The organism is Nonomuraea soli (genome assembly GCF_013761175.1).
GTDB lineage: Bacteria > Actinomycetota > Actinomycetes > Streptosporangiales > Streptosporangiaceae > Nonomuraea > Nonomuraea soli.
In genome coordinates, this window is the sequence record NZ_JACDUR010000001.1 from 989,743 (window position 1) to 1,014,948 (window position 25,206).

20 protein-coding genes are annotated in these 25,206 nt (G+C 71.5%); 15 read left to right on the top strand and 5 right to left on the bottom strand.

The annotated features are described in order from the left end of the window. Positions 1–6 precede the first annotated feature (6 nt). Positions 7–900 carry a F0F1 ATP synthase subunit gamma gene (locus tag HNR30_RS04745; RefSeq protein WP_181608391.1) on the bottom strand — a complete coding sequence of 298 codons (894 nt, stop codon included), beginning with the start codon at positions 898–900 and terminating at the stop codon, positions 7–9. Between the two features lie 139 nt (positions 901–1,039). Between HNR30_RS04745 and pyrR the strand changes: the two genes are divergently transcribed. From pyrR to pyrF, 8 genes are read left to right on the top strand one after another with little or no spacing between them, the layout of a single operon-like run. Then, complete coding sequence (gene pyrR / locus HNR30_RS04750) at positions 1,040–1,582, top strand: bifunctional pyr operon transcriptional regulator/uracil phosphoribosyltransferase PyrR (RefSeq protein ID WP_181608392.1); 543 nt, start codon at positions 1,040–1,042, stop codon at positions 1,580–1,582. Then, a complete protein-coding gene (locus tag HNR30_RS04755) occupies positions 1,579–2,493 on the top strand; it encodes an aspartate carbamoyltransferase catalytic subunit (protein ID WP_181608393.1) in 915 nt (304 codons plus the stop codon). Before pyrR ends, HNR30_RS04755 begins: the two co-directional genes overlap by 4 nt. Beyond that, positions 2,493–3,779, top strand: a complete 1,287-nt coding sequence (locus HNR30_RS04760; protein ID WP_181608394.1) for a dihydroorotase — start codon at positions 2,493–2,495, stop codon at positions 3,777–3,779. Before HNR30_RS04755 ends, HNR30_RS04760 begins: the two co-directional genes overlap by 1 nt. Continuing rightward, the gene (gene carA, locus HNR30_RS04765) at positions 3,776–4,882 is read left to right on the top strand and encodes a glutamine-hydrolyzing carbamoyl-phosphate synthase small subunit (RefSeq protein ID WP_181608395.1); all 1,107 of its coding nucleotides are present in this window, start codon (positions 3,776–3,778) and stop codon (positions 4,880–4,882) included. The genes HNR30_RS04760 and carA overlap by 4 nt, the downstream gene beginning before the upstream one ends. Beyond that, positions 4,869–8,156 (top strand): carbamoyl-phosphate synthase large subunit, encoded by a 3,288-nt coding sequence (carB, locus tag HNR30_RS04770; protein WP_181608396.1) that lies wholly within the window; start codon positions 4,869–4,871, stop codon positions 8,154–8,156. The genes carA and carB overlap by 14 nt, the downstream gene beginning before the upstream one ends. Positions 8,157–8,175: 19 nt before the next feature. Continuing rightward, entirely contained in the window at positions 8,176–9,027 is an 852-nt protein-coding gene (locus tag HNR30_RS04775; RefSeq protein WP_376771725.1) for a dihydroorotate dehydrogenase electron transfer subunit, read from the top strand. A gap of 23 nt (positions 9,028–9,050) precedes the next feature. Beyond that, a complete protein-coding gene (locus tag HNR30_RS04780; protein WP_181608398.1) occupies positions 9,051–10,019 on the top strand; it encodes a dihydroorotate dehydrogenase in 969 nt (322 codons plus the stop codon). An 8-nt stretch (positions 10,020–10,027) separates the two neighbouring features. Beyond that, positions 10,028–10,729, top strand: coding sequence for an orotidine-5'-phosphate decarboxylase (pyrF, locus tag HNR30_RS04785; RefSeq protein ID WP_181608399.1), 702 nt, complete (start codon positions 10,028–10,030; stop codon positions 10,727–10,729). Between the two features lie 49 nt (positions 10,730–10,778). Here pyrF and HNR30_RS47285 read toward each other — a convergent pair whose 3' ends face one another. The 4 genes from HNR30_RS47285 to HNR30_RS04805 all read right to left on the bottom strand — a co-directional run bounded on the left by HNR30_RS47285 (position 10,779) and on the right by HNR30_RS04805 (position 17,497). Further along, positions 10,779–14,621 (bottom strand): discoidin domain-containing protein, encoded by a 3,843-nt coding sequence (locus HNR30_RS47285; protein WP_181608400.1) that lies wholly within the window; start codon positions 14,619–14,621, stop codon positions 10,779–10,781. 109 nt (positions 14,622–14,730) lie between these two features. Next, positions 14,731–15,429 (bottom strand): response regulator, encoded by a 699-nt coding sequence (locus HNR30_RS04795; RefSeq protein ID WP_312894227.1) that lies wholly within the window; start codon positions 15,427–15,429, stop codon positions 14,731–14,733. Beyond that, positions 15,426–16,592, bottom strand: coding sequence for a sensor histidine kinase (locus HNR30_RS49920; RefSeq protein ID WP_181608402.1), 1,167 nt, complete (start codon positions 16,590–16,592; stop codon positions 15,426–15,428). Before HNR30_RS49920 ends, HNR30_RS04795 begins: the two co-directional genes overlap by 4 nt. Positions 16,593–16,594: 2 nt before the next feature. Beyond that, on the bottom strand, positions 16,595–17,497 hold the full coding sequence (locus HNR30_RS04805) for a polyprenyl synthetase family protein (protein ID WP_246377608.1): 903 nt from the start codon (positions 17,495–17,497) through the stop codon (positions 16,595–16,597). Between the two features lie 398 nt (positions 17,498–17,895). On the opposite strand from HNR30_RS04805, the gene mihF reads away from it, so the two are divergent. From mihF to HNR30_RS04840, 7 genes are all read left to right on the top strand, one after another. Continuing rightward, entirely contained in the window at positions 17,896–18,219 is a 324-nt protein-coding gene (mihF, locus tag HNR30_RS04810; RefSeq protein ID WP_181608404.1) for an integration host factor, actinobacterial type, read from the top strand. 30 nt (positions 18,220–18,249) lie between these two features. Beyond that, positions 18,250–18,882: a guanylate kinase gene (gene gmk / locus HNR30_RS04815; protein WP_181608405.1), complete on the top strand. Its 633-nt coding sequence runs from the start codon at positions 18,250–18,252 to the stop codon at positions 18,880–18,882. 5 nt (positions 18,883–18,887) lie between these two features. Beyond that, positions 18,888–19,157 (top strand): DNA-directed RNA polymerase subunit omega, encoded by a 270-nt coding sequence (rpoZ, locus tag HNR30_RS04820; RefSeq protein ID WP_181608406.1) that lies wholly within the window; start codon positions 18,888–18,890, stop codon positions 19,155–19,157. A 235-nt stretch (positions 19,158–19,392) separates the two neighbouring features. Further along, positions 19,393–20,589 carry a bifunctional phosphopantothenoylcysteine decarboxylase/phosphopantothenate--cysteine ligase CoaBC gene (gene coaBC / locus HNR30_RS04825; protein WP_312894229.1) on the top strand — a complete coding sequence of 399 codons (1,197 nt, stop codon included), beginning with the start codon at positions 19,393–19,395 and terminating at the stop codon, positions 20,587–20,589. A gap of 87 nt (positions 20,590–20,676) precedes the next feature. Next, positions 20,677–21,045, top strand: a complete 369-nt coding sequence (locus tag HNR30_RS04830; protein WP_181608408.1) for a hypothetical protein — start codon at positions 20,677–20,679, stop codon at positions 21,043–21,045. A 148-nt stretch (positions 21,046–21,193) separates the two neighbouring features. Then, positions 21,194–22,381, top strand: coding sequence for a methionine adenosyltransferase (metK, locus tag HNR30_RS04835; protein ID WP_181608409.1), 1,188 nt, complete (start codon positions 21,194–21,196; stop codon positions 22,379–22,381). Between the two features lie 135 nt (positions 22,382–22,516). Then, positions 22,517–25,180 (top strand): primosomal protein N', encoded by a 2,664-nt coding sequence (locus HNR30_RS04840; protein ID WP_376771726.1) that lies wholly within the window; start codon positions 22,517–22,519, stop codon positions 25,178–25,180. Positions 25,181–25,206: the final 26 nt, after the last annotated feature.

Genomic DNA, 25,206 nt, shown 5'->3' on the forward strand with positions numbered 1-25,206 from the left:
TGCCAACTACTGCTTCAGTGCCTCGACGCCGCCCACGATCTCCGTGAGCTCGGTGGTGATCTCCGCCTGCCTGGCCTCGTTGGCCTGCCTGGTGAGGGCCGAGATGAGGTCGTGGGCGTTCTCCGTGGCCGACATCATCGCCGTGCGCCGCGCCGCCCACTCCGCGGCGGCCGAGGTGAGCATCATGAACCAGATCCGCGAACGCACGTACTTGCGCAGCATCTCGTCCAGCACCTCCCTGGCCGAGGGCTCGAACTCGTAGGGCGGCAGCGCCGTCCCCTCGCCGCCCTCCGGTGCCTCCTCGATCTCCATCGGCAGGATCCGGTGCACGGTCGTGCGCTGGTTGAGCATCGAGACGAACTCGGTGTAGATGACGTGCACCTCGCCCACGCCGCCGTCGCGCGTGGGCATGTCGAAGGCGTCGATCAGGCGCTGTCCCACCTCGGCCGCCGTGGCGTAGTCGGGCTGGCCCGTCATGCCCGCCCACTGCCCGGCCATCTCGCGGTCGCGGAAGCGGAACCAGTCGACGCCCTTGGAGCCGATCACGTAGTACTCCGGCTGCTTGCCCTCCCCGCGCAGGAGCTCGGTGAGGGCCTGGGCCTGGCGGATGACGTTGTTGTTGTATCCGCCGCAGAACCCGCGGTCGCTGGTCATGAGCACCACGGCCACCCGCGAGGTGTCCGGCCGCCGGTTCAGCAGCGCGTGGTTGACCGCCAGATTGTGGCTGACCAGGATCGAGGCCGCCTTGGCGATCTCGCGCGCGTACGGCCCGGCGGCGAAGGCGCGGTCGCGGGCCTTGCCCACACGCGACGAGGCGATGAGCTCCTGGGCGCGGGTGATCTTCGCGGTCGACTTGATGGACTTGATCCGCTGGCGGATCTGGCGCAGCTGCGCACCCACTGCATCCCCCCGATGGCAGAGTGTGATCACCCACGGTACCCCCCACCTGTCGCAGCAGGTGGCGCCTGGTACTGTGTGTCTCGACCGACACCCTTTTAAGACCCGTCCCGTGAGGCGGGAAAGGCGGTGAGCTTTTCGCATGTCCGAAAACTCCTCATCCAGGGCCGTGCTTGAAGGCCCTGACATCCACCGGGCTCTGACCCGCATCGCCCACGAGATCCTCGAGCGCACCAAGGGCGCCTCCGACGTGATCCTCCTGGGCATCCCCACCCGCGGCGCCACCCTCGCCCATCGCATCGGCGAGCGGCTGGAGCAGGTCGAGGACGTCAAGGTGCCGGTCGGCTCGCTCGACATCACGATGTACCGCGACGACCTGCGCACCAAGCCCGCCCGCGCGCTGGGCCACACCGAGCTCCCCGCCGACGGCATCGACGACAAACTGATCGTCCTGGTCGACGACGTTCTCTTCTCCGGTCGCACCATCCGCGCCGCTCTCGACGCGCTCAACGACCTGGGCCGGCCGCGTGCCGTACAGCTGGCCGTCCTGGTCGACCGAGGGCACAGAGAGCTGCCCATCCGAGCCGACTACGTCGGCAAGAACCTGCCGACCGCCAAGAGCGAGAAGGTCAAGGTCTTCCTCGCGGAGACCGACGGACGCGACGCCGTGGAGCTGATTAAGTGAACAAGCACCTCATTTCCGCAGCCGACCTGTCCAAGGACGACGCGCTGCTCATCCTCGACACCGCCGAGGAGCTGGCGAGGGTCTCGGAACGTTCCATCAAGAAGCTGCCGACCCTGCGCGGCCGCACGGTGGTCAACCTGTTCTTCGAGGACTCCACCCGCACCCGCATCTCCTTCGAGGCCGCCGCCAAGCGCCTGTCGGCCGACGTCATCAACTTCTCGGCCAAGGGCTCGTCGGTCTCCAAGGGCGAGTCGCTGAAGGACACCGCGCTGACCCTGGAGGCCATGGGCGCCGACGCGGTCGTCATGCGCCACGGCGCCTCCGGCGCGCCGTACCGCCTGGCCAACTGGATCCGCGGCAGCGTCGTCAACGCGGGCGACGGCACCCACGAGCACCCCACGCAGGCCCTGCTCGACGCCTTCACGATGCGGCGTCACCTGAAGAACCTCGAAGGCCGCAAGATCACGATCGTCGGCGACGTGCTGCACAGCCGCGTGGCCCGCTCGAACGTGCTGCTGCTCAGCACCCTGGGCGCCGACGTGACCCTGGTCGCGCCGCCCACCCTGCTGCCGGTCTCGGTCGGCACCTGGCCGTGCGACGTGTCCTACGACCTCGACGCGGTGCTGCCCAAGTCCGACGTGATCATGATGCTCCGGGTGCAGAAGGAGCGCATGAACGCCGCCTACTTCCCCAGCGAGCGCGAATACTCCCGCCGCTACGGTCTCGACCGCGACCGGTTCGCCAAGCTGCCCGACGACGCGATCGTCATGCACCCAGGGCCGATGAACCGGGGCATGGAGATCGCCGCCGAGGTGGCCGACTCGGCGCGCTCCACCATCGTCGAGCAGGTCGCCAACGGCGTCACCACTCGCATGGCCGTCCTGTACCTGCTGCTCGGGGGAGAGATCTGATGATTATCAAGAACGTTCGCATCCTGGGCGGCGAGGCCGCCGACATCCGGATCGAAGACGGCGTCATCGCCGAGATCGGCCAGGACCTGACCGGCCCTCAGGAGATCGACGGCCGCGGCGCCATCGCGCTGCCCGGCCTGGTCGACCTGCACACCCACCTGCGCGAGCCCGGCCGCGAAGACGCCGAGACGGTGCTCACCGGCACCCAGTCGGCCGCCAAGGGCGGCTACACCGCCGTGCACGCCATGGCCAACACCATGCCCGTCGCCGACACCGCGGGCGTCGTCGAGCAGATCTGGCGGCTGGGCCAGGAGCACGGCTACTGCGACGTGCAGCCGGTCGGCGCGGTCACCGTCGGCCTGGAGGGCAGGCAGCTGGCCGAGCTGGGCGCGATGGCCGACTCGGCCGCCCGCGTCCGGGTCTTCTCCGACGACGGCAAGTGCGTCGACGACGCGGTGCTGATGCGCCGCGCCCTGGAGTACGTCAAGGCCTTCGACGGCGTCGTGGCCCAGCACGCCCAGGAGCCCAAGCTCACCAAGGACGCCCAGATGAACGAGGGCGTCGTCTCCGGGCGCCTGGGCCTGGCCGGCTGGCCGGCGGTCGCCGAGGAGGCGATCATCGCCCGCGACTGCCTGCTGGCCGCGCACGTCGGCTCGCGCCTGCACGTCTGCCACGTCTCCACCGCCGGCTCCGTCGAGATCATCCGCTGGGCCAAGGGCAAGGGCTGGAACGTCACCGCCGAGGTCACCCCGCACCACCTGCTGCTCACCGACGAGCTGGTGGAGGAGTCGCCGGTCGGCTCCTACAACCCGATCTACAAGGTCAACCCGCCGCTGCGCACCTCGGCCGACGTGGAGGCGCTGCGCGCCGCGCTGGCCGACGGCACGATCGACATCGTCGCCACCGACCACGCCCCGCACCCGGTCGAGGACAAGGAGACCGAGTGGGCCGCGGCGGCCATGGGCATGATCGGCCTGGAGACCGCGCTGAGCGTGGTCCAGGAGGCGATGGTCGACACCGGCCTGCTCGACTGGGCGGGCGTCGCCGAGCGCATGTCGGCCGCCCCGGCCCGCATCGGCCGCCTGTCCGGCCACGGCCGTCCGCTGGAGGTGGGCGCTCCGGCGAACATCGTGCTCTACGACCCCACCGCGCGGACCGAGATCAAGCCCGACATGTTCGCCTCCAAGAGCCGTAACACCCCTTATGAAGGCATCTCGCTGCCCGGCAAGGTCGTCGCGACCTTCCTGCGCGGGAAGGCCACCGTCCTCGAAGGGAAACTCGCTTGAGTAACGCCGTCCTGGTCCTGGAAGACGGACGCGTCTTTCGGGGCACCCCCTACGGCGCCGAGGGTGAGACCTTCGGCGAGATGGTCTTCAACACCGGCATGACCGGCTACCAGGAGACCCTCACCGACCCCTCCTACCACCGCCAGATCGTCGCGATGACCGCGCCCCACATCGGCAACACCGGCGTCAACGACGAGGACCCCGAGTCGTCGAAGGTCTGGGTCGCCGGATACGTCGTGCGCGAGCCCTCCCGCGTCGTCTCCAACTGGCGGGCCAACCGCTCGCTCGACACCTACCTCAAGGAGCAGGGTGTCGTCGGCATCGCCATCCAGGGCACCCGCGCCCTGACCCGCCATCTGCGCGAGCGCGGCGCGATGCGGGCCGGGATCTTCTCCGACCCGTCCGAGTCCGTCGAGGCCCTGGTCGAGAAGGTGCGTCAGGCGCCCCAGATGACCGGCGCCGAGCTGGCCACCGAGGTCTCGGCCGCCGAGCCGTACGTGGTCGAGGCGATCGGCGAGAAGCGGTTCACCGTCGCCGCGATCGACCTGGGCATCAAGGGCATGACGCCGCAGCGCATGGCCGAGCGCGGCTGTGAGGTGCACGTGCTGCCCGCGACCGCGACCTTCGAGCAGATCACCGCCGTCGCCCCCGACGGCGTCTTCTTCTCCAACGGCCCCGGCGACCCCGCCACCGCCGACGTGAGCGTGCTCCAGCAGGTGCTCGCCGCCAAGATCCCCTTCTTCGGCATCTGCTTCGGCAACCAGATCTTCGGCCGCGCGCTCGGGCTGGGCACCTACAAGCTGCGTTACGGCCACCGGGGCGTCAACCAGCCGGTCCAGGACCGGCGCACCGGCAAGGTCGAGATCTCCGCGCACAACCACGGCTTCGCGGTCGAGGCTCCCCTGGACCGAACCTTCGAGACCCCGTACGGCGATGCGGAAGTCTCGCACGTCAACCTCAACGACGACTGCGTCGAAGGGCTGAGGTTGCTCGACGGCACGGCCTTCAGCGTGCAGTACCACCCCGAGGCGGCCGCCGGTCCCCACGACGCCGCCTACCTCTTCGACGAGTTCTGTGAGGTCATGAGCCGTGCCCAAGCGTGACGACATCAGGTCGATCCTGGTCATCGGTTCAGGGCCGATCGTCATCGGCCAGGCCTGCGAGTTCGACTACTCCGGCACCCAGGCCTGCCGGGTGCTGCGCGCCGAGGGGTTCCGGGTCATCCTGGTCAACTCCAACCCGGCCACGATCATGACGGATCCGGAGTTCGCCGACGCCACCTACGTCGAGCCGATCACCCCGGAGTTCGTCGAGAAGATCATCGCCAAGGAGCGCCCCGACGCGCTTCTGCCCACCCTGGGCGGCCAGACCGCCCTGAACACCGCGGTCGCGCTGCACGAGGCGGGCGTGCTGGAGCGCTACGACGTCGAGCTGATCGGCGCCGACTTCGACGCCATCCAGGCGGGGGAGAACCGCGAGAAGTTCAAGGAGATCGTCGCCAAGGTCGCCGCGGAGAAGGGCCTCAACGCCGACTCCGCGCGCAGCGTGATCTGCCACACGATGGAGGAGTGCCTGGCCGCGGTCGACGTGCTCGGCTACCCGCTGGTCGTGCGGCCCTCCTTCACCATGGGCGGGCTGGGGTCCGGCTTCGCCTACGACGAGGACGACCTGCGCCGCATCGCCGGTGCCGGGCTCGACGCCTCGCCGACCACCGAGGTGCTCCTGGAAGAGTCGATCCTCGGCTGGAAGGAGTACGAGCTGGAGGTGATGCGCGACAAGGCCGACAACGTCGTCATCGTCTGCTCGATCGAGAACATCGACCCGATGGGCGTGCACACCGGCGACTCGGTGACCGTCGCCCCGGCGCTGACGCTGACCGACCGCGAATACCAGAACATGCGCGACGTGGCCATCGCCGTCATCCGCGAGGTCGGCGTCGACACCGGCGGCTGCAACATCCAGTTCGCCATCGACCCGCGCACCGGCCGCATGATCGTCATCGAGATGAACCCGCGCGTCTCCCGATCCTCCGCCCTGGCCTCCAAGGCCACCGGATTCCCGATCGCCAAGATCGCCGCCAAACTCGCCATCGGCTACACCCTCGACGAGATCCCCAACGACATCACGAAGGAGACCCCCGCCTCCTTCGAGCCGACGCTCGACTACATCGTGGTCAAGGTTCCGCGCTTCGCCTTCGAGAAGTTCCGCGGCGCCGACCAGACCCTCACCACCCACATGAAGTCGGTCGGCGAGGCGATGGCCATCGGCCGCTCCTTCCCCGAGGCGCTGCAGAAGGCGCTGCGTTCGCTGGAGAAGAAGGGTTCCTCCTTCTCCTGGACCGGCCACGTCGCGCCCAAGGGCGAGCTGCTCGACGACTGCCGCACCCCCCACGACGGCCGCCTGCGCACGATGCAGCAGGCCATCAGGGCGGGTGCGACACCCGAGGAGCTTTTCGAGGCGACCAACGTCGACCCGTGGTTCATCGACCAGCTCTTCCTCATCGACGAGCAGGCCCGAGCCGTCGCCGCCGCCCCGCAGCTGTCGCTGGAGGTGCTGGCCACCGCCAAGCACCACGGCTTCTCCGACGCCCAGATCGGCGAGATCCGCGGCATGGACGAGTCGCGCGTGCGCGACCTGCGCCACGCCCTGGGCCTGCGCCCGGTGTACAACACCGTCGACACCTGCGCGGCCGAGTTCGCCGCCAAGACGCCCTACCTGTACTCCACCTACGACGAGGAGACCGAGGTCCCGTACGGCGACCGCCCGAAGGTCATCATCCTCGGCAGCGGCCCCAACCGCATCGGCCAGGGCATCGAGTTCGACTACGCCTGCGTCCACGCGAGCTTCGAGCTGTCGCGCGCCGGATTCGAGACCGTCATGGTCAACTGCAACCCGGAGACGGTCTCGACCGACTACGACACCTCCGACCGGCTCTACTTCGAGCCGCTCACCCTCGAAGACGTGCTCGAGGTCGTCCACGCCGAGCAGCAGACGGGCCCGGTGGCGGGCGTGATCGTGCAGCTCGGCGGCCAGACCCCGCTGGGCCTGGCGCAGGCGCTCAAGGACGCCGGGGTGCCGGTCGTCGGCACCTCGCCGGAGTCGATCCACCTGGCCGAGGAGCGCGGCGCGTTCGGGCGCGTGCTGGCCGAGGCCGGGCTGCCCGCGCCCAAGCACGGCACGGCGCTGACCGTCGGCGAGGCCCTGGCCATCGCCGAGGAGATCGGCTACCCCGTCCTGGTCCGCCCCTCCTACGTGCTGGGCGGCGCGGGCATGGCGATCGTCTACGACGACGAGACCCTCACCACCTACATGGCGGCGCAGGAGGGCGGGCACCCCGTCCTGGTCGACAAGTTCCTCGACGAGGCCATCGAGATCGACGTCGACGCCCTGTTCGACGGCGAGGAGCTCTACCTCGGCGGCGTGATGGAGCACATCGAGGAGGCCGGCATCCACTCCGGCGACTCGGCGTGCGCGCTGCCGCCGATCACGCTCGGCGGCGCCGACATCAAGCGCATCCGCGAGGCCACCCTCGGCATCGCGCGCGGCGTCGGGGTGCGCGGCCTGCTGAACGTGCAGTACGCCATGTCCGCCGGCGTGCTCTACGTGCTGGAGGCCAACCCGCGTGCCAGCCGTACGGTGCCGTTCGTCTCCAAGGCGACCGCGGTGCCGCTGGCCAAGGCGTGCGCGAGGGTCATGATGGGCGCCACCATCGCCTCCCTGCGCGAGGAGGGCATGCTCCCGGCCGAGGGCGACGGCGGCACGCTGCCGCTCGACGCCTCGATCGCGGTCAAGGAGGCGGTGCTGCCGTTCAACCGCTTCCGCGGCGTCGACACCGTGCTCGGACCCGAGATGCGCTCGACCGGCGAGGTCATGGGCATCGACGAGTTCTTCGGCATCGCCTACGCCAAGTCGCAGGCCGGAGCCTACGGCGAGCTGCCCACCAAGGGCCGCGCGTTCGTCTCGGTCGCCAACCGCGACAAGCGCTCGATGATCTTCCCGGTGCGCGCCCTGGCCGACCTCGGCTTCGAGATCCTGGCTACCGAGGGCACCGCGGAGGTGCTGCGCCGTAACGGAGTCCATGCCAAGATCGTGCGAAAGCAGAGCGACGGCGCGGGACCCGACGGCGAGCCCACGATCGTCCAGCGCATCCTCGACGGAGAGGTGGACCTGATCGTGAACACCCCGTTCGGCAGCCCCGGGCAGTCCGGGCCGCGGCTGGACGGCTACGACATCCGCACCGCTGCGGTGCTGCGCGGCATCCCGTGCATCACCACGGTCCAGGGTCTGGCCGCCGCGGCGGCGGGTATCCAGGCGATCGTGCGGGGAGATGTGGGCGTACGGTCCCTTCAGGAGCACGCACGATCCTTGCGGGGGTGAGCTTACGGCCACGACGCCGGTGCAGGTGACCGGCACGGTGCTGACGACGCGCCGTGTCGATGCCTACCATGCGCTGACCGTGGTGGCGCCCGGCATCGCCGAGCGGTTCCGCCCCGGCCACTTCGTCTCGGTGGCCGTCGGCGGCTCGCGCTCGTCGATGCTGACGCGGCGCTCGTTCTCCGTCCACGACGTGCGATCCGACTACGGCGGCACGGTGGAGCTGGTCTTCACCGTGCGCGGCCCCGGCACCGAGTGGCTGGCGGAGCGGCGTGCCCGCGACACCCTCGACCTGGTCGGACCGCTGGGCAGGCCCTTCCCGGTGCCCCGCGACCCGGTCAGCGTGGTGCTGGTCGGCTTCGAGTACGGCTCGGCGGTCCTGTTCCCGCTGGCCGACACTCTGCTCGCGCGCAGCTGCCGGGTCGACTTCGTGCTGGGCGGAGGCTCCGCCGACCGGGTCTTCGGCGCCATGCGGGCACGGCGCATCGCCGAGACGACGACACTGTCCACCCGTGACGGCTCACTCGGACTCCGTGGGGAGGTGACGGACGTGCTGGCCTCGGTGATCACCGACACCCGCGCCGACGTCGTCTACGCGTGCGGTCCGATGGAGGTGATGCGGGCGGTGACCTCGGTGGCGATCAAGTTCGACATCCCGGTCCAGGTGGTCGCCGAGGAGGCGATGGCCTGCGGGATCGGCATCTGCATGACCTGCGTGCTGCCGGTGATCGGCGACGACGGGGTGACGCGGATGGTGCGGGCGTGCGTCGACGGGCCGGTCTTCCGCGGTGAGCGGGTGCGGTTCGAGGACGTGGGCACCATCCCGTTCGACGCCCAGGGAGCGCCAGGAGGAGGCGCCCGCCATGTCAGCTGAGCACCGGCAGGGAGGCGCCCGCCATGTCCGTTGACATGCGCACCTTCCTGGCGCACGTGGAGCTCGACGGTCCCGTCATCACGGCCGCGGGCTGCGCGGGCACCGGCAGGGAGCTGGCGCAGTTCTTCGACCTGCACCGCCTCGGCGCGCTGACCACCCCGTCGATCACCATGGCGCCCCGCGCGGGCCGGCCGACGCCGCGCATGGCCGAGACGCCCTCGGGCCTGCTCAACGCCGTCGGGCTCCAGGGCCCCGGCATCGACTCCTTCCTGGAGCGGGAGCTGCCCTGGCTGGCCCAGCGCGGCATCAGGACCGTCGTGTCGATCGGCGGCGGGACGGTCAACGAGTACTCCGCGCTGGCCAGGCGGCTGGCCGACGCGCCGGGCGTCACGGCCGTCGAGGTCAACCTGGCCTGCCCCAACATCGAGGACCGCGGCAGGGTCTTCGCCCGCGAGGGCGCCGCCTCCGCCGAGGTGGTCGGCTCGGTGCGCTCGATCATGCTCGGCGACGTGCCGGTCATCGCCAAGCTCTCGCCCGACGTGGCCGACATCGTGGCGGTGGCCACGGCCTGCGCCGACGCGGGCGCCGACGCGCTCTCCATGATCAACAACCCGCTGGGGATGGCGATCGACACCGCGACGCTGCGGCCCGCGCTCGCCGCCGGCACCGGGGGCCTTTCGGGGCCGGCGATCCTGCCGCTGGCCGTCCGCTGCGTCTGGCAGGTCCACGCGGCCCTGCCGCGCGTGCCGATCATCGGCATGGGCGGGGTGCTGACCGGCTCCGACGCGCTCCAGCTCATCCTGGCCGGAGCCTGCGCCGTCGGCGTCGGCACCGCGCTCTTCCACGACCCGTACGCGTGCCTGCGCATCGAGCGAGAACTCGCCGATCTGCTGCAGGCACGCGGATTCCAACGTCTCGCCGACGCGGTCGGCGTGGCCCACCGGCCGCCCGGCAGCCCGGCGCGGCACCTGCACGAGGAGAGTTCACTGTGAATTCGGGCATGACTCCCGCCCCCATCGCCGTCGCCCTGGACGCGCCCGACCTGGAGACCGCCGCCCGCTGGGCCGCCCTGGTCACCCCGCACGTCAGCACGGTCAAGGTCGGGCTGGAGCTCTACCTGCGCTACGGCCCCGACGTCATCGCCTCGGTGCGCGGCGCCTCGGGCGTCCAGGTCTTTCTCGACCTCAAGCTGCACGACATCCCCAACACCGTCGCGGGCGCCACGCGCGCCGTGGCCCGGCTGCGGCCGGCGTTCCTGACCGTGCACGCCGCGGGAGGCCCGGCCATGATCCGCGCGGCGGTCGAGGCCGCCCCGCACACCCAGATCGCCGCCGTCACCGTGCTCACCTCCCTGACCGACGCGGACCTGGCCGCCGTGGGCCTGGCGGGTCCCGCCGAGGACGCCGTGCGCCGCCTGGCCGCCCTGTCGGTCGGCGCGGGCGCCCGCGCCCTGGTGTGCTCGCCGAACGAGGTGGCGGCCGTGCGCGCCGAGGTGGGTCCCGGCATCACGCTCATCACCCCCGGCGTGCGGCCGCCAGGAGCCGACTCCCAGGATCAGGCCAGGGTCGCCACGCCCGAGCAGGCGCTGGCCGACGGGGCCGACCTGCTGGTGATCGGGCGGCCCATCACCGGCTCCGCCGACCCCGGCGCCGCGGCGGCGGGCATCGCGGCCTCGCTGCGCCGCACCTCGCACCCGGTCTGACCGCGAGAACCGCTCCGGGGCCCGGCGGCGGGCCCCGGAGCGGCCGTCCCTACGGGGTGACCGTGATGTTGGTCAATCCCGTCACCGCGTTCGCCACGGTGTTGGAGGCGTACACGACATTGGGGTCCGCCGCGCACTTCGAGGTCGAGCTGATGTAGATCGCGTACTTCCCGGTCCCGCCGAGGTTCGAGCCGTTGCCGCGCCAGACGTTGCCGCATCCGTTGAGGAACGACGGCGTCGTCGACGGGTTGTGCGTCTCGTAGCCGTTGGCGAAGGTGCCGGGGGAGGAGAAGGTGCCGGTGTTGCCCTCGATCACGTAGCCGGTGCCCTTGACGTCCACCCAGGAGTCGCCGGAGTTCTGCCCGGAGATGCCGGTGCCGTTGAAGGTGTTGTCCTTGATGAGGCCGCCGGAGGTGCCCTCCTTGACGTCGATGTGCTCGGCGGCGATGCCGGGGCCGAAGGTGTTGCCGACGACCTTGACCCGGTCGGAGCGGTCGACGCCGCCCGAGTTGCCGTGGCAGCCCCAGTTGGAGGCGGCCGAGCCGAGGTAGACGCCCTCGCCGTAGCCCGGCTGGACCAGCCCGGCGTGGGTGATCGTCGAGTTCTGGATCACCCCGTCGGCCGAGGACCTGCGGAAGTGCACGCCCTCCTCGTCGGTGTGGTGCACGGTGACGCCGTCCAGGGTCACGTGATGGGAGTCGTCCAGCACGATGCCCTTCTTCGACTCCTTGACCGTGAAGCCGGTGAGCTTCCAGTACGGCGCGCCGTACAGCCACACCCCGTAGCCCGAGTCCCAGCCGGCGGCCGGCGCCGGGCACGACGGGGCGCTGCCCGAAGGACCGTCGTTGATCAGGACCGCGTTCTGCGGCCCCGTCAGGGTGATCGGGGAGGAGGCCGTCCCGGCCCGCTGGGTGACGAAGGAGCCGCGATACTCCCCGGCCGCCAGGCGGATGGTCTGGCCCGGCTGGGCGGCGGCCAGGGCGCTGCTCAGCTGGGCGGCGGTGGAGACGTCGACGACGGTGCCGCCGCCCCCGCTCTGGGTGGTGGCGGTGACGGCGTCGCTCGCGCCGGAGGTGTTGCCCGCGGCGTCGCGGGCCTTGACGGTGTAGGTGTGGCTCGTCGAGGGGGTCAGTCCGGTGTCGGTGTGGGTGGTGCCGGTGACGGTGGCGACGAGGGTGGACCCCCGGTAGAGGTCGTAGCCGGTGACGCCGACGTTGTCGGTGGCGGCGTTCCAGGCCAGGCTTATCGTGGACGACGTGGTGCCGGTCGAGCGCAGGCTGCCGGGCACGCCCGGCGGGGTCGTGTCGCCTCCGCCCGATCCGGGCGTGCCGTACACCTGGACCTCGAACAGGGAGTAGCCCCACTGGGTGCCGCGCGCCGTGCCGTACACCCGCACGTAGCGTCCGGTGCCGCTGACCGCGATGTCGTCGACGCCGCCGTCGCCGGTGGCCGTGCTGTGGACGCTCGTCCAGGTGGAGCCGTCGGGTGAGGTCTCCACGCGGTAGCCCCTGCCGTAGGCCGCCTCCCAGGTGAGCTTCACCCGCGAGATGGTCGCGCTCGTGCCGAGGTCGACCTGGATCCACTGCGGATCGACGCCCTCCAGCGACGCCCACCGGGTGGAGGTGGTGTTGCCGTCGAACGCCTTGGCCGCCTCGAAGCCCGGCGCCTCGATCGAGGAGGCGGTGGCCGGGCGGCCCTGCGAGAGCAGGCTCTCGGCGCCGCCCTGGGCGGTGGTGGCGGTGACGGCGTTGCTCGCGCCGGAGGTGTTGCCCGCGGCGTCCTTGGCCTTGACCGTGTAGGTATAGCTGGTCGAGGGGGTCAGTCCGGTGTCGGTGTGGGTGGTGCCGGTGACAGTCGCCACCAGGGCGGAGCCGCGGTAGAGGTCGTAGCCGGCGACGCCGACGTTGTCGGTGGAGGCGTTCCAGGCGAGGGAGACGCTCGTCGTGGTCGTGCCGGTCGAGCGCAGGCTGCCGGGCACGCCGGGCGGCGTGGTGTCACCCGGTTCGCCGCCGGAGCTCTTCAGGAAGAGCGAGCCCGACGAGTCCGTCATGGAGGCGTGCACGCCCGAGCCGGTGAAGTCCACCGTCTCCCGCCCGGCCCAGTCGGGGATGGTGCTGCCGCCGGTCGCCAGGTGCTGGAACCGCGAGGCGTCGGAGGCCGAGCTGCCGAACTGGTAGAGGCGCTGCCGGTCGGGATAGTAGGCCTGGTAGGCGCCGCCCTGCGTGGTCTGCTTGGTCAGCTGGTTGTTGTAGAACACGTTCTGGGGGCCCGTGGAGCCCGACCACTTGGCCGCCTTCGGCCCCGCACCCCACCAGATCGGCCACCAGCTCGAATCGTCGGGCTCGGCGCCGCCCTCGCCGCCGCAGTTGGCCCGGCAGTTGCCCGACGCGTGCTCGTACGGCACGGCGACCTTGTTGTTCTCGAACAGGTTGCGCCGCTCCCAGCCGCCGTGCAGGTTGAGGTCGGAGTCGAAGTCGTTGCCGATCGCCACGTTGTTCGACGCCGACCACTGGAAGGTGAAGTGGCGCAGGTTGCGGCTGGTGTTGTGCGCGTACAGCGAGTCCCACACGCGTGAGCCGCGGAAGTAGCCGTTGCCGCCCTTGCCCTTGTTCCACGAGCCGTCGAAGCTCGACTCCTGAACCTGGATGTTCTTGGCGCTCTCGGTGACGACGGCGTGCGAGCCGGTCATCAGCGTGCCGACCCGGCGGATCCACACGTTGGCCGCCCATTTCAGGACGATGCCGTGCTGGGCGTACTCCGGCGCCATGTTGCCGTAGTTGAACCTCGCGTCGTCAGGGGTCACGTCGTAGGTGCCGCCGCCGAGCTTGGGCATGCCGTCGAGGTCCTGGGTGAGGGTCAGGTCCTCGATGCCGACGCCCTGCACGACCTTGAGCGGGGTGACGCGGCTGGGGTAGACCGTGCCGCCGATCGCGGCGGAGCCGTCGGAGGTGGAGTTGAGCGGCAGGTCGTACTCCAGGGGCTTGTCGATCGTGAGGTGCCTGCCCGAGGCGTCGACGGCGGTGATCTGGAAGATCTGCTGGCGCATGTGCAGGTTCATGTACTGCGCGGTGTCGGTGACCGTCTGCTGCTGGTAGAACTTCACGCTGTTGGCCGCGCCCACCCACAGGTGGCCGCCGACCTTGAAGCGCGACATGTCGGCGTTGGTGGCCAGCTTGATCTGCGTGGCGCCGGTCGCCGAACCCTCACGCAGCGGCACGCCGCCGGCCCAGTGCTGGTTGACGCTGCCCTCGAAGATGTCCTTGCGGTTGGCCGGGGCGGAGGAGTAGTCGGAGGCGTACTTGCTGTGCACCTCACGGGTCTGCACCCGCAGCAGGCCGCGGCCCGGCCACGTCCAGCCGCCCTTGCCGGCCCCGTGGGTCATGCCGTCCTCGTCCCAGTCGCTGCCGTCCGGGGTGAGGGTGTCGTAGCGGGTGTTCACGTCGGGGCGGAAGGCGAGGATCGTCCGGCCCATCCCCGCGCCGCGCAGGATCAGGTAGTCGGCGTCGAGGCCGAGCTGCCTGGAGACCACGATCCGCCCGGCCGGCAGCGTGATCGAGGCCAGCTTGTCGTAGCCGCCGCCGGGGGTGCAGGTGGTGCGGACGAAGTCGATCGCCCGCTGCAGCCCGGCGCTCGCGTCGCTGCCGTCGGCGCGCACGCCGTACTGGGAGGCCAGCGTCGCGGGGGTCAGGTGGCAGGCCGTGTCGGGGTGGCCGGGGCCGGGCAGCGCGGCGCCGCCCCGGTAGCCTGCCTTGCTCCAGTCGGGCAGGGCAGGGATGGGGGCGCGCCGGTTCGCGCTGGTCAGGTCGGGTACGGCTGCCGCCGGCGCGGCGGCGTGCGCCACGAGGGGCGTGGCCGAGAGGGCGAGAACGACAGCGGAGAGAACACGTAACATCCAGTGCTCCTGGCTGGGGTTTAGTTAGGAAGGATTCCTAACTTTTCCGGGAGCGTAGGTCGCCGCCACAGGTCTCGGCAAGGCCCAAATTCAGTCGGCTGTCCTTTGTTCACATATGTGGACGTTGCGGGGTGACGAGCCCCGACTCGTAGGCGAGCACCACGAGCTGGGCCCTGTCACGCAGGCCGAGCTTCACCATCGCGCGGCTGACATGCGTCTTCGCGGTCAGCGGGCGCATCCCCAGACGACCGGCGATCTCCTCGTTCGACAGGCCCGCCGCCACCAGGGCGACGACCTCCCGCTCCCGATCCGTCAGCACGGCCAGGTCGCCAGGCGCCGCACCCGCGGCCGGATCGCGGTGCAGCTGCGCGAAACGCTCGATCACCGTCCTGGTGACCCCGGGCGACAGCAGGGCGTCGCCCCGCGCGACCACCCTGATGGCCTGGAGCAGCTCCTCGGGCTCGGCGTCCTTGGCCAGGAAACCGCCCGCGCCGGCGGCCAGGGCGGCGAAGACGTTGGCGTCCTCCACGTACGTCGTCAGGATCACCACTCTGACCCCGTCCAGCGCCGGGTCGGCGGCGATCAGCCGGGTCGCGGTCAGGCCGTCGACGTGCGGCATGCGGATGTCCATGAGGACCACGTCCGGCCTGAGCTCGCGGGCTTGCTGCACCGCCTGGCCGCCGTCGCCGGCCTCGCCGACGACCTCCACGCCGGGCTCGGTGCCGAGCAGGGCGCGGAACCCGGTGCGCACCAGCGCCTGGTCGTCGGCGATCAAAACCCGGATGGGACGTTCCCGCGCCTCGCTCACAACGGCAGCCTCGCCGTGACCCGGAAGCCGCCCCGCGGGCCCGCCCCCGTCTCCAGGGAGCCGCCCAGGGCCTGGCATCGTTCCCGCATGCCCGCCAGGCCGTGCCCCGTCGCGGGCGACCCTGCGGGGCCCCGGCCGTCGTCGCTGACCTCGATGGCCAGCTCCGCCGCGCCGTAGCGCAGCAGAACCCGAGCGGTCGCGCCCGGCCCCGCGTGGCGCAGGACATTGGTGAGCGACTCCTGCACGCACCGGTAGGCCGCGTGCCCCGTGTCGTCGGGTACGGCACGCGCCCGGCCCTCCACCTCGGCCTCCACCGGCACCCCGGCGTTGCGCACCGCGTCGAGGAGCGTGCCGAGCCGTTCGAGGCCCTCGGCGCGCGCGCCGCCCTCCCGCAGCTCGCCGACCGTGGCGCGCAGGGACGCCAGCGCCTCCTTGGCCGCCGAGCGGATCGAGGCGACGGAACCGGAGACGGCGTCCGTGTCGTGGGCGGGCAGGCGCTCCAGCATGCGCAGCGTCGCCGCCGCCTGGACGGCGATCCCCGCCATGCTGTGCGCCACCACGTCGTGCAACTCCCTGGCGATACGCAGGCGCTCCTCCACCACCCGCCGCTCGCCCTCACGCCGCGCCTGGGCGACCCTGGCCTCCGCCGCCTCCCTGCGGGAGGAGACCATCTCGCCGAGCAGCACCGGGCCGCCGAAGATGGCCGCCACGACGCCGAAGAACGCCACCACGGTGCCCGTGGCCGTGGCCGCGTCGCCGTACAGGGCCACGATCCTGGGCACCCAGCGGGCGGCGGCCAGCACCGCGACCGCCAGCGCCAGCAGCACCTCGCGCCGGTGCCTGCCGGTCAGCGCCGCCGTGAGCAGGCAGAGCATCACCGGCAGGACCACGGGACCGACGGGGTAGCCGCCGGCCATGTACGCGGCGAACAGGCCCACCGTCAGCCACAACGCCAGGCGCGGACGGGTGGAGCGCACCACCAGGGCCAGGGCCGACAGGACGAGCAGGGTGAGCGCCAGCCAGTCGAGATCGGTGTTGCCGAGGCGGACCGGAGGGTTGCCTCCGGTGTCGTAGACGTAGACGGGCACCGACACGGTCAGCGCGCCGGCCAGCTGGACCGGCACCATCGCCAGGGCCAGGAGCCAGTCGCGGGTGGGGGGCACGGTCAAATCGTACGGTGCACGACCTGCCGGCTCAGGGCCAGCAGCACGTCACGGGCGGGATTGGCGGGCAGCGCGCGGGCCACGGCCGCGGCCTCGGCGGCGTAGCGCTCGACCTCGGCGCGGGCGGTGAGCATCGCGGGGGAGCCGCGCAGCAGCGTCAGGGCCTCGGCGTGCAGGGAGGGGTCGGTGAGCGGGCCCAGGGCCAGCAGCTCCGCCAGCCGCCCGGACTCCAGGGCCAGGGCGTGCAGCGCGGGAAGCGTCAGGACCCCCGCCCGCAGGTCGGTTCCCGCGCCCTTGCCCGACTCGTCCGGCTCCGACAGCACGTCGATCAGGTCGTCCGACAGCTGGAACGCCATTCCCAGCAGCTCGCCGTACTCCGCCAGCGCGGCCGTGACGTGCGGCGGCGCGCCCGCGCACAGGCCCCCGAGCCGTGCCGAGAACCGGATGAGCGCGGCCGACTTCTCCTGCAGAACCTGCAGATAGTGGTCGAGCCGGTCGTCGCCGGGCGCGGGACCGGCGCTCTCGCGGACCTGCCCCGCCACCAGGTGCGCCACGCATCTCGCCTGCTCCACGCGGGCCTGCTCGGGCAGCTCCAGCCCCGCCGCGCGGGCGAAGAGGTAGTCGCCCACGAGGATCGCGACCTTGGTGTCCCACTTCACGTGCGCGCTCGGCACCCCGTGACGCAGCGGGGCCTCGTCCATCACGTCGTCGTGGTAGAGCGAGGCCGCGTGCACCAGCTCCACGCTCGCCGCCGCCGGGATCACCGACGGCGCGCCCGGATCGCCGAACTCGGCGCCGAGAAGCACCAGCAGCGGGCGCAGCCGTTTGCCGCCCGCCTCCAGGAGATGTCCGGCCGCCTCGCGCAGCATCGGGAAGCCGTCGGAGACCGCCTCCCTCAGGTGCATTTCCACGAGTTCTAGCCTGTCCGAAACTCGGGCGGCCATGGCGGGGCCGCCCGCTCGCACCAGTTCCCGCATGCTCGGCAGACCCGGATCCGGCTTCATGTCGATCTCCCTCCGTCCCTTCGATGCTGCCGCCCGGCGCGCGCGGGATCATCGGCCCGCAGGAGGGTTCCGAGACTGCGCCCGGGGGAGAAGGCTGCTCCCCGGGGAGTAGTTCGCGGGAGGCTGAATACGCGGAAGTGAGGGCGATTTGATGGACGGGCGGTAGTTTTTTCGGCACACAGGGTGATGAAGTTGATTTTGTGATGAGAGAAACCGCTCTTGACGTTGCTAAGGAGCCGTTGACCAGCTACTTTCCCTTTTCGACCGAGTACATCGACAGAAATTCGAGGTGACCCGGCGTGGCTCTTCCTCCCCTGACCCCTGAGCAGCGCGCCGCAGCCCTGGAGAAGGCTGCCAAGGCCCGCAAAGAGCGTGCCGAGGTCAAGAACGATCTCAAGCACGGTCGCATCGCGCTCGCTGAGGTGCTCAAGAACGGGCAGACCGACGACGTCATCGGCAAGATGAAGGTTTCGGCCCTGCTGGAGTCGCTCCCCGGCGTGGGCAAGGTCCGCGCCAAGCAGCTCATGGAGCGGCTGCAGATCGCCGAGTCCCGCCGCGTGCGGGGCCTCGGTGCGAACCAGCGGGCAGCCCTCGAGCGCGAGTTCGGTGCCGGCGAGGGCTAATCTCGTTAGCACCACAAGCGCTAGCAGTACATGGGGGTAGGAGAAGTGACCGAAGGTTCCATCATTGGTGACTTCTCTCCCTCGAGACGCCTGACGGTCCTGTCCGGTCCGTCGGGCGTCGGCAAGTCCACGGTCGTCGCCGAGATCCGCAGGGCACACCCCGAGGTGTGGCTGTCGGTCTCGGTGACCACCAGGAAACCCCGCCCCGGCGAGCAGCACGGGGTGGAGTACTTCTTCGCCGACGACCCCGAGTTCGACCGCCTCGTCGCGAGCGGCGAACTTCTGGAGTGGGCGGAGTTCGCGGGCAACCGGTACGGCACGCCGCGCCGTCCCGTGCTCGACAAACTCGCCGCGGGCGTGCCCACCCTGCTGGAGATCGACCTCCAGGGCGCGCGCCAGGTACGGCAGAGCATGCCGGAGGCGCTGCTGGTCTTCCTCGCCCCGCCCACCTGGGAGGAGCTGGAGAAGCGGCTGCGCGGCCGGGGCACCGAGCCCGACGACGTCATCGCCCGCCGCCTCGACGCGGGGCGCGTCGAGATGGCCGCCGAGCCCGAGTTCGACACCACGCTGGTCAACACGGACGTCCACGATGTATGCGTGCAGCTGATAGCCTTGATGACTGACCCATCCGCGGTCACTATCGCTTCCAACCGAGAGGTCTGACGCACGTGGCAGGCATTGTCCCGGTGGCCGAGGGCATCACCAACCCGCCCATCGACACGCTGCTCGACATCGTCGACAGCAAGTACTCCCTGGTGATCATGGGTGCGAAGCGGGCTCGCCAGATCAACGCCTACTACTCCCAGCTGGGCGAGGGCCTGCTGGAGTACGTGGGGCCGCTGGTCGAGACCCACGCCCAGGAGAAGCCGCTCTCGATCGCGCTGCGCGAGATCTCCGAGGGGCTGCTCACCGCCGAGCCCATCGAAGGCGCGGTCTGAGCCAGGCTCCACAGACGCCCGGTGGCCGGTGCCACCGGGCTTCGCTGTGCCCGGGATCTCCGGCGCCTGCGCGCCTCCCGCTCCCACGCCCTGGGCCCCCGTCCCTTTACCCCCTTCACCCCCGCTTTCCCGGGGCCGGATGACCATCGGGTCGCCGGCGATGGTTGGCTGGGCTCGGAAACCTCGCGCCTCGGCGAAGGCCCGCGCGATCGGTGACACGGAGGAGGGTCCGGCAGTGAAGAACGTCGTGCTGGGAGTGGGAGCCGGCATCGCCGCCTACAAGGCGTGCGAGCTGCTGCGCCACTTCACCGAGTCCGGCCACCGGGTCCGGGTGGTGCCCACCCGCGACGCCCTGCGATTCGTCGGCGAGCCCACCTGGGCCGCCCTGTCCGGGCAGCCGGTCACGACCGACGTGTGGGACTCCGTCCACGAGGTGCCCCACGTGCGCATCGGCCAGGAGGCCGACCTCGTCGTGGTGGCGCCCGCCACCGCCGACATCCTCGCCAAGGCCGCCCACGGCCTGGCCGGCGACCTGCTCACCAACACCCTGCTCACCGCCCGCTGTCCGGTCGTGTTCGCGCCCGCGATGCACACCGAGATGTGGGAGCATCCCGCGACCAGGGCCAACGTCGAGACCCTGCGCTCGCGCGGCGCCATCGTCATCGACCCGGCCGTCGGCCGCCTGACGGGCAAGGACACCGGCCCCGGCCGGCTCCCCGACCCGTCGTCGATCTTCGAGGTCTGCTCGCGCATCCTGCGCGGCGCGCCCCACGATCTCGCCGGCCGTACGGTCGTGATCTCCGCGGGCGGCACCCGCGAGGCGATCGACCCGGTGCGCTTCATCGGCAACCGCTCCTCGGGCCTGCAGGGCTACGCGCTGGCCCGTACGGCCGCCGCGCGCGGGGCCGAGGTGGTGCTCGTCGCCGCCAACGTGGCGCTGCCCGATCCGGCCGGGGCGAAGGTGGTGCGCGTGGAGTCGGCGCTGGAGCTGCGCGAGGCGGTGCTGGCCGCCTCGGCCTCGGCCGACGTGGTGGTGATGGCCGCGGCCGTGGCGGACTTCCGTCCGGCGGACCCGCGCGGCTCGAAGATCAAGAAGACCTCGGGGGAGCCCGACCCCATCGACCTGGTGAAGAATCCCGACATCCTGGCGGAGCTGGGCGAGCGGCGCCGCGACGGTGTGCCGTACCCGCGCGTGATCGTCGGCTTCGCCGCCGAGACCGACGACGTGCTCGCCAACGGGCAGGCCAAGCTCGAACGCAAGGGCTGCGACCTGCTCGTGGTCAACCAGGTCGGCGGCGGCCTCGCCTTCGGCACCCCCGACAACGCCGCGACCGTCCTGGTGGCGGGCGGGCAGCCGGTGGAGGTGCCGCGCGGTCCCAAGGACGACGTGGCCGACGCGGTCTGGGACCAGGTCGCCGCGCGCCTGTCCTGACAGGCCGGATCCGGACATTCCGCTTGCCTGATCAGCTGTTGCACCCCCTGGCCCGGCTGCGGATACTGGGCCAAAGGGGGACAGTGCATGCCGGTGAGCTCCACTATCAGAGACCGTTGCCGGACCTTCCTCAGCCGTGACGAGGAGATCCGCTACGTATTCCCGGCCCTGTCGGTGGGGCCGCCCGGAATGACCAACTTCCTCGTCGTGGTGACCGGCCGCTTCGTGCGCGTGCTGGCCACCCGGATGTTGCGCGCCGACCGGCCCGTCTCGGTCTACGCGACCTACCCCAGGAAGACGCGGCTGGGACCACTCCTGTACGGCCCCGGCCCGCTGATCGAGGTGGGACCGATGACGCTCGAGATAGACGAGGAGTACGCTGCCGTGGTCTGCGCCGCAGACGCGGAGGTGTTCGCCCCGGAGACCCTTCCGCCCGATCCCCTGCCCGATCTTTGAATCCACGGGGTTCGGTATCTGGACGATTTCGCTACGCGTCCCGGGGTACGGCTACACTTCGGCGAAGCCTGATTCGACGGAGTGGCGCCGGTCAACCCGCCGCAGGCGTTACAAACCGTCAGCAGCCGCTGCATGAGGAGCCACTGAGTTGTCACGTCGCCTGTTCACTTCCGAGTCGGTCACAGAGGGCCACCCGGACAAGATCGCCGACCAGATCAGTGACGCGATTCTCGACGCCATGCTCAAGGACGACCCCAAGAGCCGGGTCGCCGTCGAGACGCTGATCACCACCGGCCAGGTCCACGTCGCGGGCGAGGTGACGACCGAGACCTACGTCGACATTCCCGCGCTCATCCGCGAGACCATCCTGGGCATCGGCTACGACGCCTCCCACAAGGGCTTCGACGGCGCCTCCTGCGGCGTGTCGGTGTCCATCGGCGCGCAGTCGCCCGACATCGCCCAGGGCGTCGACGACGCCCACGAGCACCGCGAGGAGGGCGCCGGCGACGAACTCGACCGCCAGGGCGCCGGCGACCAGGGCCTCATGTTCGGCTACGCGACGAACGAGACCGCCGAGCTGATGCCGCTGCCGATCCTGCTGTCGCACAAGCTCGCCCGCCGCCTGTCCGAGGTGCGCAAGTCCGGCACCGTGCCGTACCTCCGCCCCGACGGCAAGACCCAGGTCACCATCGAGTACGACGGCGACAAGCCCGTCCGCCTCGACACCGTCGTCGTCTCCACGCAGCACGCGGCCGAGATCGACCTGCGCGAGATGCTCACCCCCGACATCAAGGAGCACGTCGTCGACTTCGTGCTCAAGGACGTCGACATCGACACCGAGGGCTACCGCCTGCTGGTCAACCCGACCGGCCGCTTCGAGATCGGCGGCCCGATGGGCGACGCCGGCCTCACCGGCCGCAAGATCATCGTCGACACCTACGGCGGCATGGCCCGCCACGGTGGCGGCGCCTTCTCCGGCAAGGACCCGTCGAAGGTCGACCGCTCGGCCGCCTACGCCATGCGCTGGGTCGCCAAGAACGTCGTCGCCGCCGGCCTCGCCGACCGCTGCGAGGTCCAGGTCGCCTACGCCATCGGCAAGGCGCACCCGGTCGGCCTGTTCGTCGAGACCTTCGGCACCGAGAAGGTCGAGGTGGAGAAGATCCAGCAGGCCGTGCTCGCGGTCTTCGACCTCCGCCCGGCCGCGATCATCCGCGACCTCGACCTGCTGCGCCCGATCTACTCCGAGACCGCCGCCTACGGCCACTTCGGCCGTGAGGGCTTCTCCTGGGAGTCGACCGACCGCGCCGACGCCCTGCGCCAGGCCGCCGGCCTGTAACCCGCGCCCGTCCGAAGGAGCCGCACCCCGGGACCGGGGTGCGGCTCCTTCGTTCATGCCCGCACGACCGGGTACGGCCAAGCGCGCCGGTGGCGGTTGGCAATCGATCATGGCGGGGTCTGGTAGACCTTTCCCGTGACCGACGACGCCCTCCTACCCCTTGAAGCCGTACGCGGCAAGACCAGTGCCAAGGGGGCGGTGGTCGCGGCCGACAGGCTGCCGGTCGCCCGGGTCGCCGTCGACAACCCGCTGCCCCACCTCGACAGGACCTTCGACTACCTGGTGCCGCAGACGCTCGACGACGCCGCCCGGCCGGGGGTGCGGGTGCGGGTACGGTTCGCGGGCAAACTGACCGACGGATACCTGCTGGAGCGGGTGGAGCGAAGCGACCACGAGGGGCGGCTGACGCCGCTGGAGCGGGTGATCTCGCCCGAGGTGGTGCTGACGCCCGAGATCGCGGGCCTCGCGCGGGGGGTGGCCGACCGCTACGCGGGCACACTCGCCGACGTCCTGCGCCTGGCCGTACCGCCTCGCCACGCCCGCGTGGAAACCGAGGCCCCGAAACCGGACCCCCGGCGCGCCGCCGCCTCGAAGCCGCCCGTCTCGGAGCCGCCCGTCTCGGAGCCGCCCGTCTCGGAGCCGCCCGTCACGGGGGCCGTCTCGGAGGCCGTATCCGCCGCCTACGACGCCGTCGCCCCTGTCGGCGCTTCGTCTGACGATGCCCCCGCCTCCACCGATGCTTCATCTGACGACGCCTCCGCCGCTTCGCCCGCCATCGGCGGCGCCGTCGCGTCGTCCAACGCCGCCTCCTCTCCCGGCGACGAGGCCGCCTCCGCTAGCGGTTCGTCCGATGACGCCTCCGACGCCTCCGGAGCCTCGGCTCCGGCCTCCACCTCTGCCTCGGCCCCGGCCTCCACCTCTGCTTCGGCCCCTGCCTCGGCCTCCGCTTCCCAGCCCAGTGCGTGGGACGAATACCCCATGGGCCCCTCCTTCCTCGATGCGCTGGAGCACGGCAGGGCGCCCCGGGCCGTCTGGAACGCTCTGCCCGGACGGTGCTGGGCGCGGCCGGTGGCGGAGGCCGTGGGGGCGACGCTGGCGGGCGGCAGGGGCGCCGTGGTCGTGGTGCCGGACGGCAAGGACGTCGCCTACCTCGACGAGGTCCTCACCGAGCATCTGGGCCCCGGCAGGCACGTGGCGCTCACCGCGCAGCTGGGTCCCGCCGAGCGTTACCGTCGCTGGCTGAAGGTGCTGAGAGGCGAGGTGCGGGCCGTCGTCGGCACGCGGGCCGCCGCCTTCGCGCCCGTCGCGGAGCTCGGCCTGGCGGCGATCTGGGACGACGGGGACGACCTGCATGCCGAGCGGCTGGCGCCGTACCCTCACGCGCGCGAGGTGCTGGCCCTGCGCGCGCACCGCACGGGCGCGGCGATGCTGATCGGCGGCCATGCCCGTACGGCGGAGGCCACGCAGCTCATCGCCACCGGCTGGGCGCGGCAGATCGTCGCCCGCCGCGAGACGATCAGGGCGGTCGCGCCGAGGGTGCGGCCCGCGGGCGAGGACGCGGAGCTGGCCAAGGACCAGGCGGCCAGGGCGGCCCGGCTGCCCAGCCTGGCGTGGAAGGTGCTGAAGGAGGGGCTGGAGCAGGGGCCGGTGCTGATCCAGGTGCCGCGGCGGGGGTACGTCCCGGTGATCGCCTGCCAGAACTGCCGCGCCCCTGCCCGCTGCAACCAGCCCCCGACCCGCCACAGCCGCCAGGAGCCCACCGGACGACAGGAGCCGCCCGGCCGCCAGCGGCCGACCGCGTCAACGCCCGGCTCGCCATCCAGCACGCACTCCGGCTCGCCGTCCAACGCGTCCTCCGGCGCATCGTCCGGCGCGCCTTCCGGTTCGCCGTCGGTCCTTGCGTTGGGGCTGCCGGGCCTCGACGCCGACGCGCCGCGAGGTGGCGTGAGGGGAGCGGGCCCCGAGTCCGGTGACCCCGGCCACGGCGCCGAGGGCGACGGCTACGCTCTCGGCGCAACCCCCCGGAGCGAGCAGATCTGCCACGGCCCTCTGGCCCTCAGAACCGGCCACGCCGCCCCCTACTGCCGCTGGTGCGGCCGGGTCGACGCCGCGTGGCGGTGCCCGGCGTGCGGCGGTGGGCGGGTGCGGGCCGTCGTCGTCGGGGCCAGGCGCACCGCCGAGGAGCTCGGCCGTGCCTTTCCCTCCGTCCAGGTGAAGACGTCGGGCCGCGACGGCGTCCTGGCCACGATCGGCCCGAAGCCGGCGCTCGTCGTGGCCACGCCGGGCGCCGAGCCCTCTCCGGAGGGCGGCTACGCGGCCGTCGTGCTGCTCGACGGCTGGTCGATGCTGGGCAGGGCCGATCTGCGCGCCTCGGAGGAGGCGCTGCGCCGCTGGATGAACGCCGCCGCGCTCATGCGCCCGGCGGCCGAGCTGGTCGTCATGGCCGACGCCGCGCTCCCGGTGACGCAGGCCCTCATCCGCTGGGATCCGATCACGCACGCGGAGCGGGAGCTGGCCGAGCGGGCCGAGCTGGGGTTCCCGCCTGCCGTCCGCATGGCGACGCTCACCGGCGGCGCGCCCGCGTTGCGCCAGATGCTGGAGGAGACCCGCCTGCCGCCGAACGCCGAGGTCCTGGGCCCTGTCATGGTCGGTGACGACCAGGAACGCATGATGGTGAGGGTGCCGAGACAGGAGGGTGCGGCCCTGGCGGCCGCGCTCAAGGGGGCCAGTGGGGTGCGTGCGGCCAGAAAGGCGCCTGACGTCGTGAGGGTGAGTGTCGACCCACTCGACCTGATTTAGTCCTTTTCCCCGATTCGCGGGCATGG

Excerpts from the sequence above, each read along its gene's own strand:
- pyrR (WP_181608392.1), top strand. The coding sequence starts at position 1,040 with ATGTCCGAAAACTCCTCATCCAGGGCCGTGCTTGAAGGCCCTGACATC.
- HNR30_RS04760 (WP_181608394.1), top strand. The coding sequence starts at position 2,493 with ATGATTATCAAGAACGTTCGCATCCTGGGCGGCGAGGCCGCCGACATC.
- HNR30_RS04780 (WP_181608398.1), top strand. The coding sequence starts at position 9,051 with ATGTCCGTTGACATGCGCACCTTCCTGGCGCACGTGGAGCTCGACGGT.
- pyrF (WP_181608399.1), top strand. The coding sequence starts at position 10,028 with ATGACTCCCGCCCCCATCGCCGTCGCCCTGGACGCGCCCGACCTGGAG.
- HNR30_RS47285 (WP_181608400.1), bottom strand. The coding sequence starts at position 14,621 with ATGTTACGTGTTCTCTCCGCTGTCGTTCTCGCCCTCTCGGCCACGCCC.
- HNR30_RS04805 (WP_246377608.1), bottom strand. The coding sequence starts at position 17,497 with ATGCACCTGAGGGAGGCGGTCTCCGACGGCTTCCCGATGCTGCGCGAG.
- gmk (WP_181608405.1), top strand. The coding sequence starts at position 18,250 with ATGGGGGTAGGAGAAGTGACCGAAGGTTCCATCATTGGTGACTTCTCT.
- HNR30_RS04830 (WP_181608408.1), top strand. The coding sequence starts at position 20,677 with ATGCCGGTGAGCTCCACTATCAGAGACCGTTGCCGGACCTTCCTCAGC.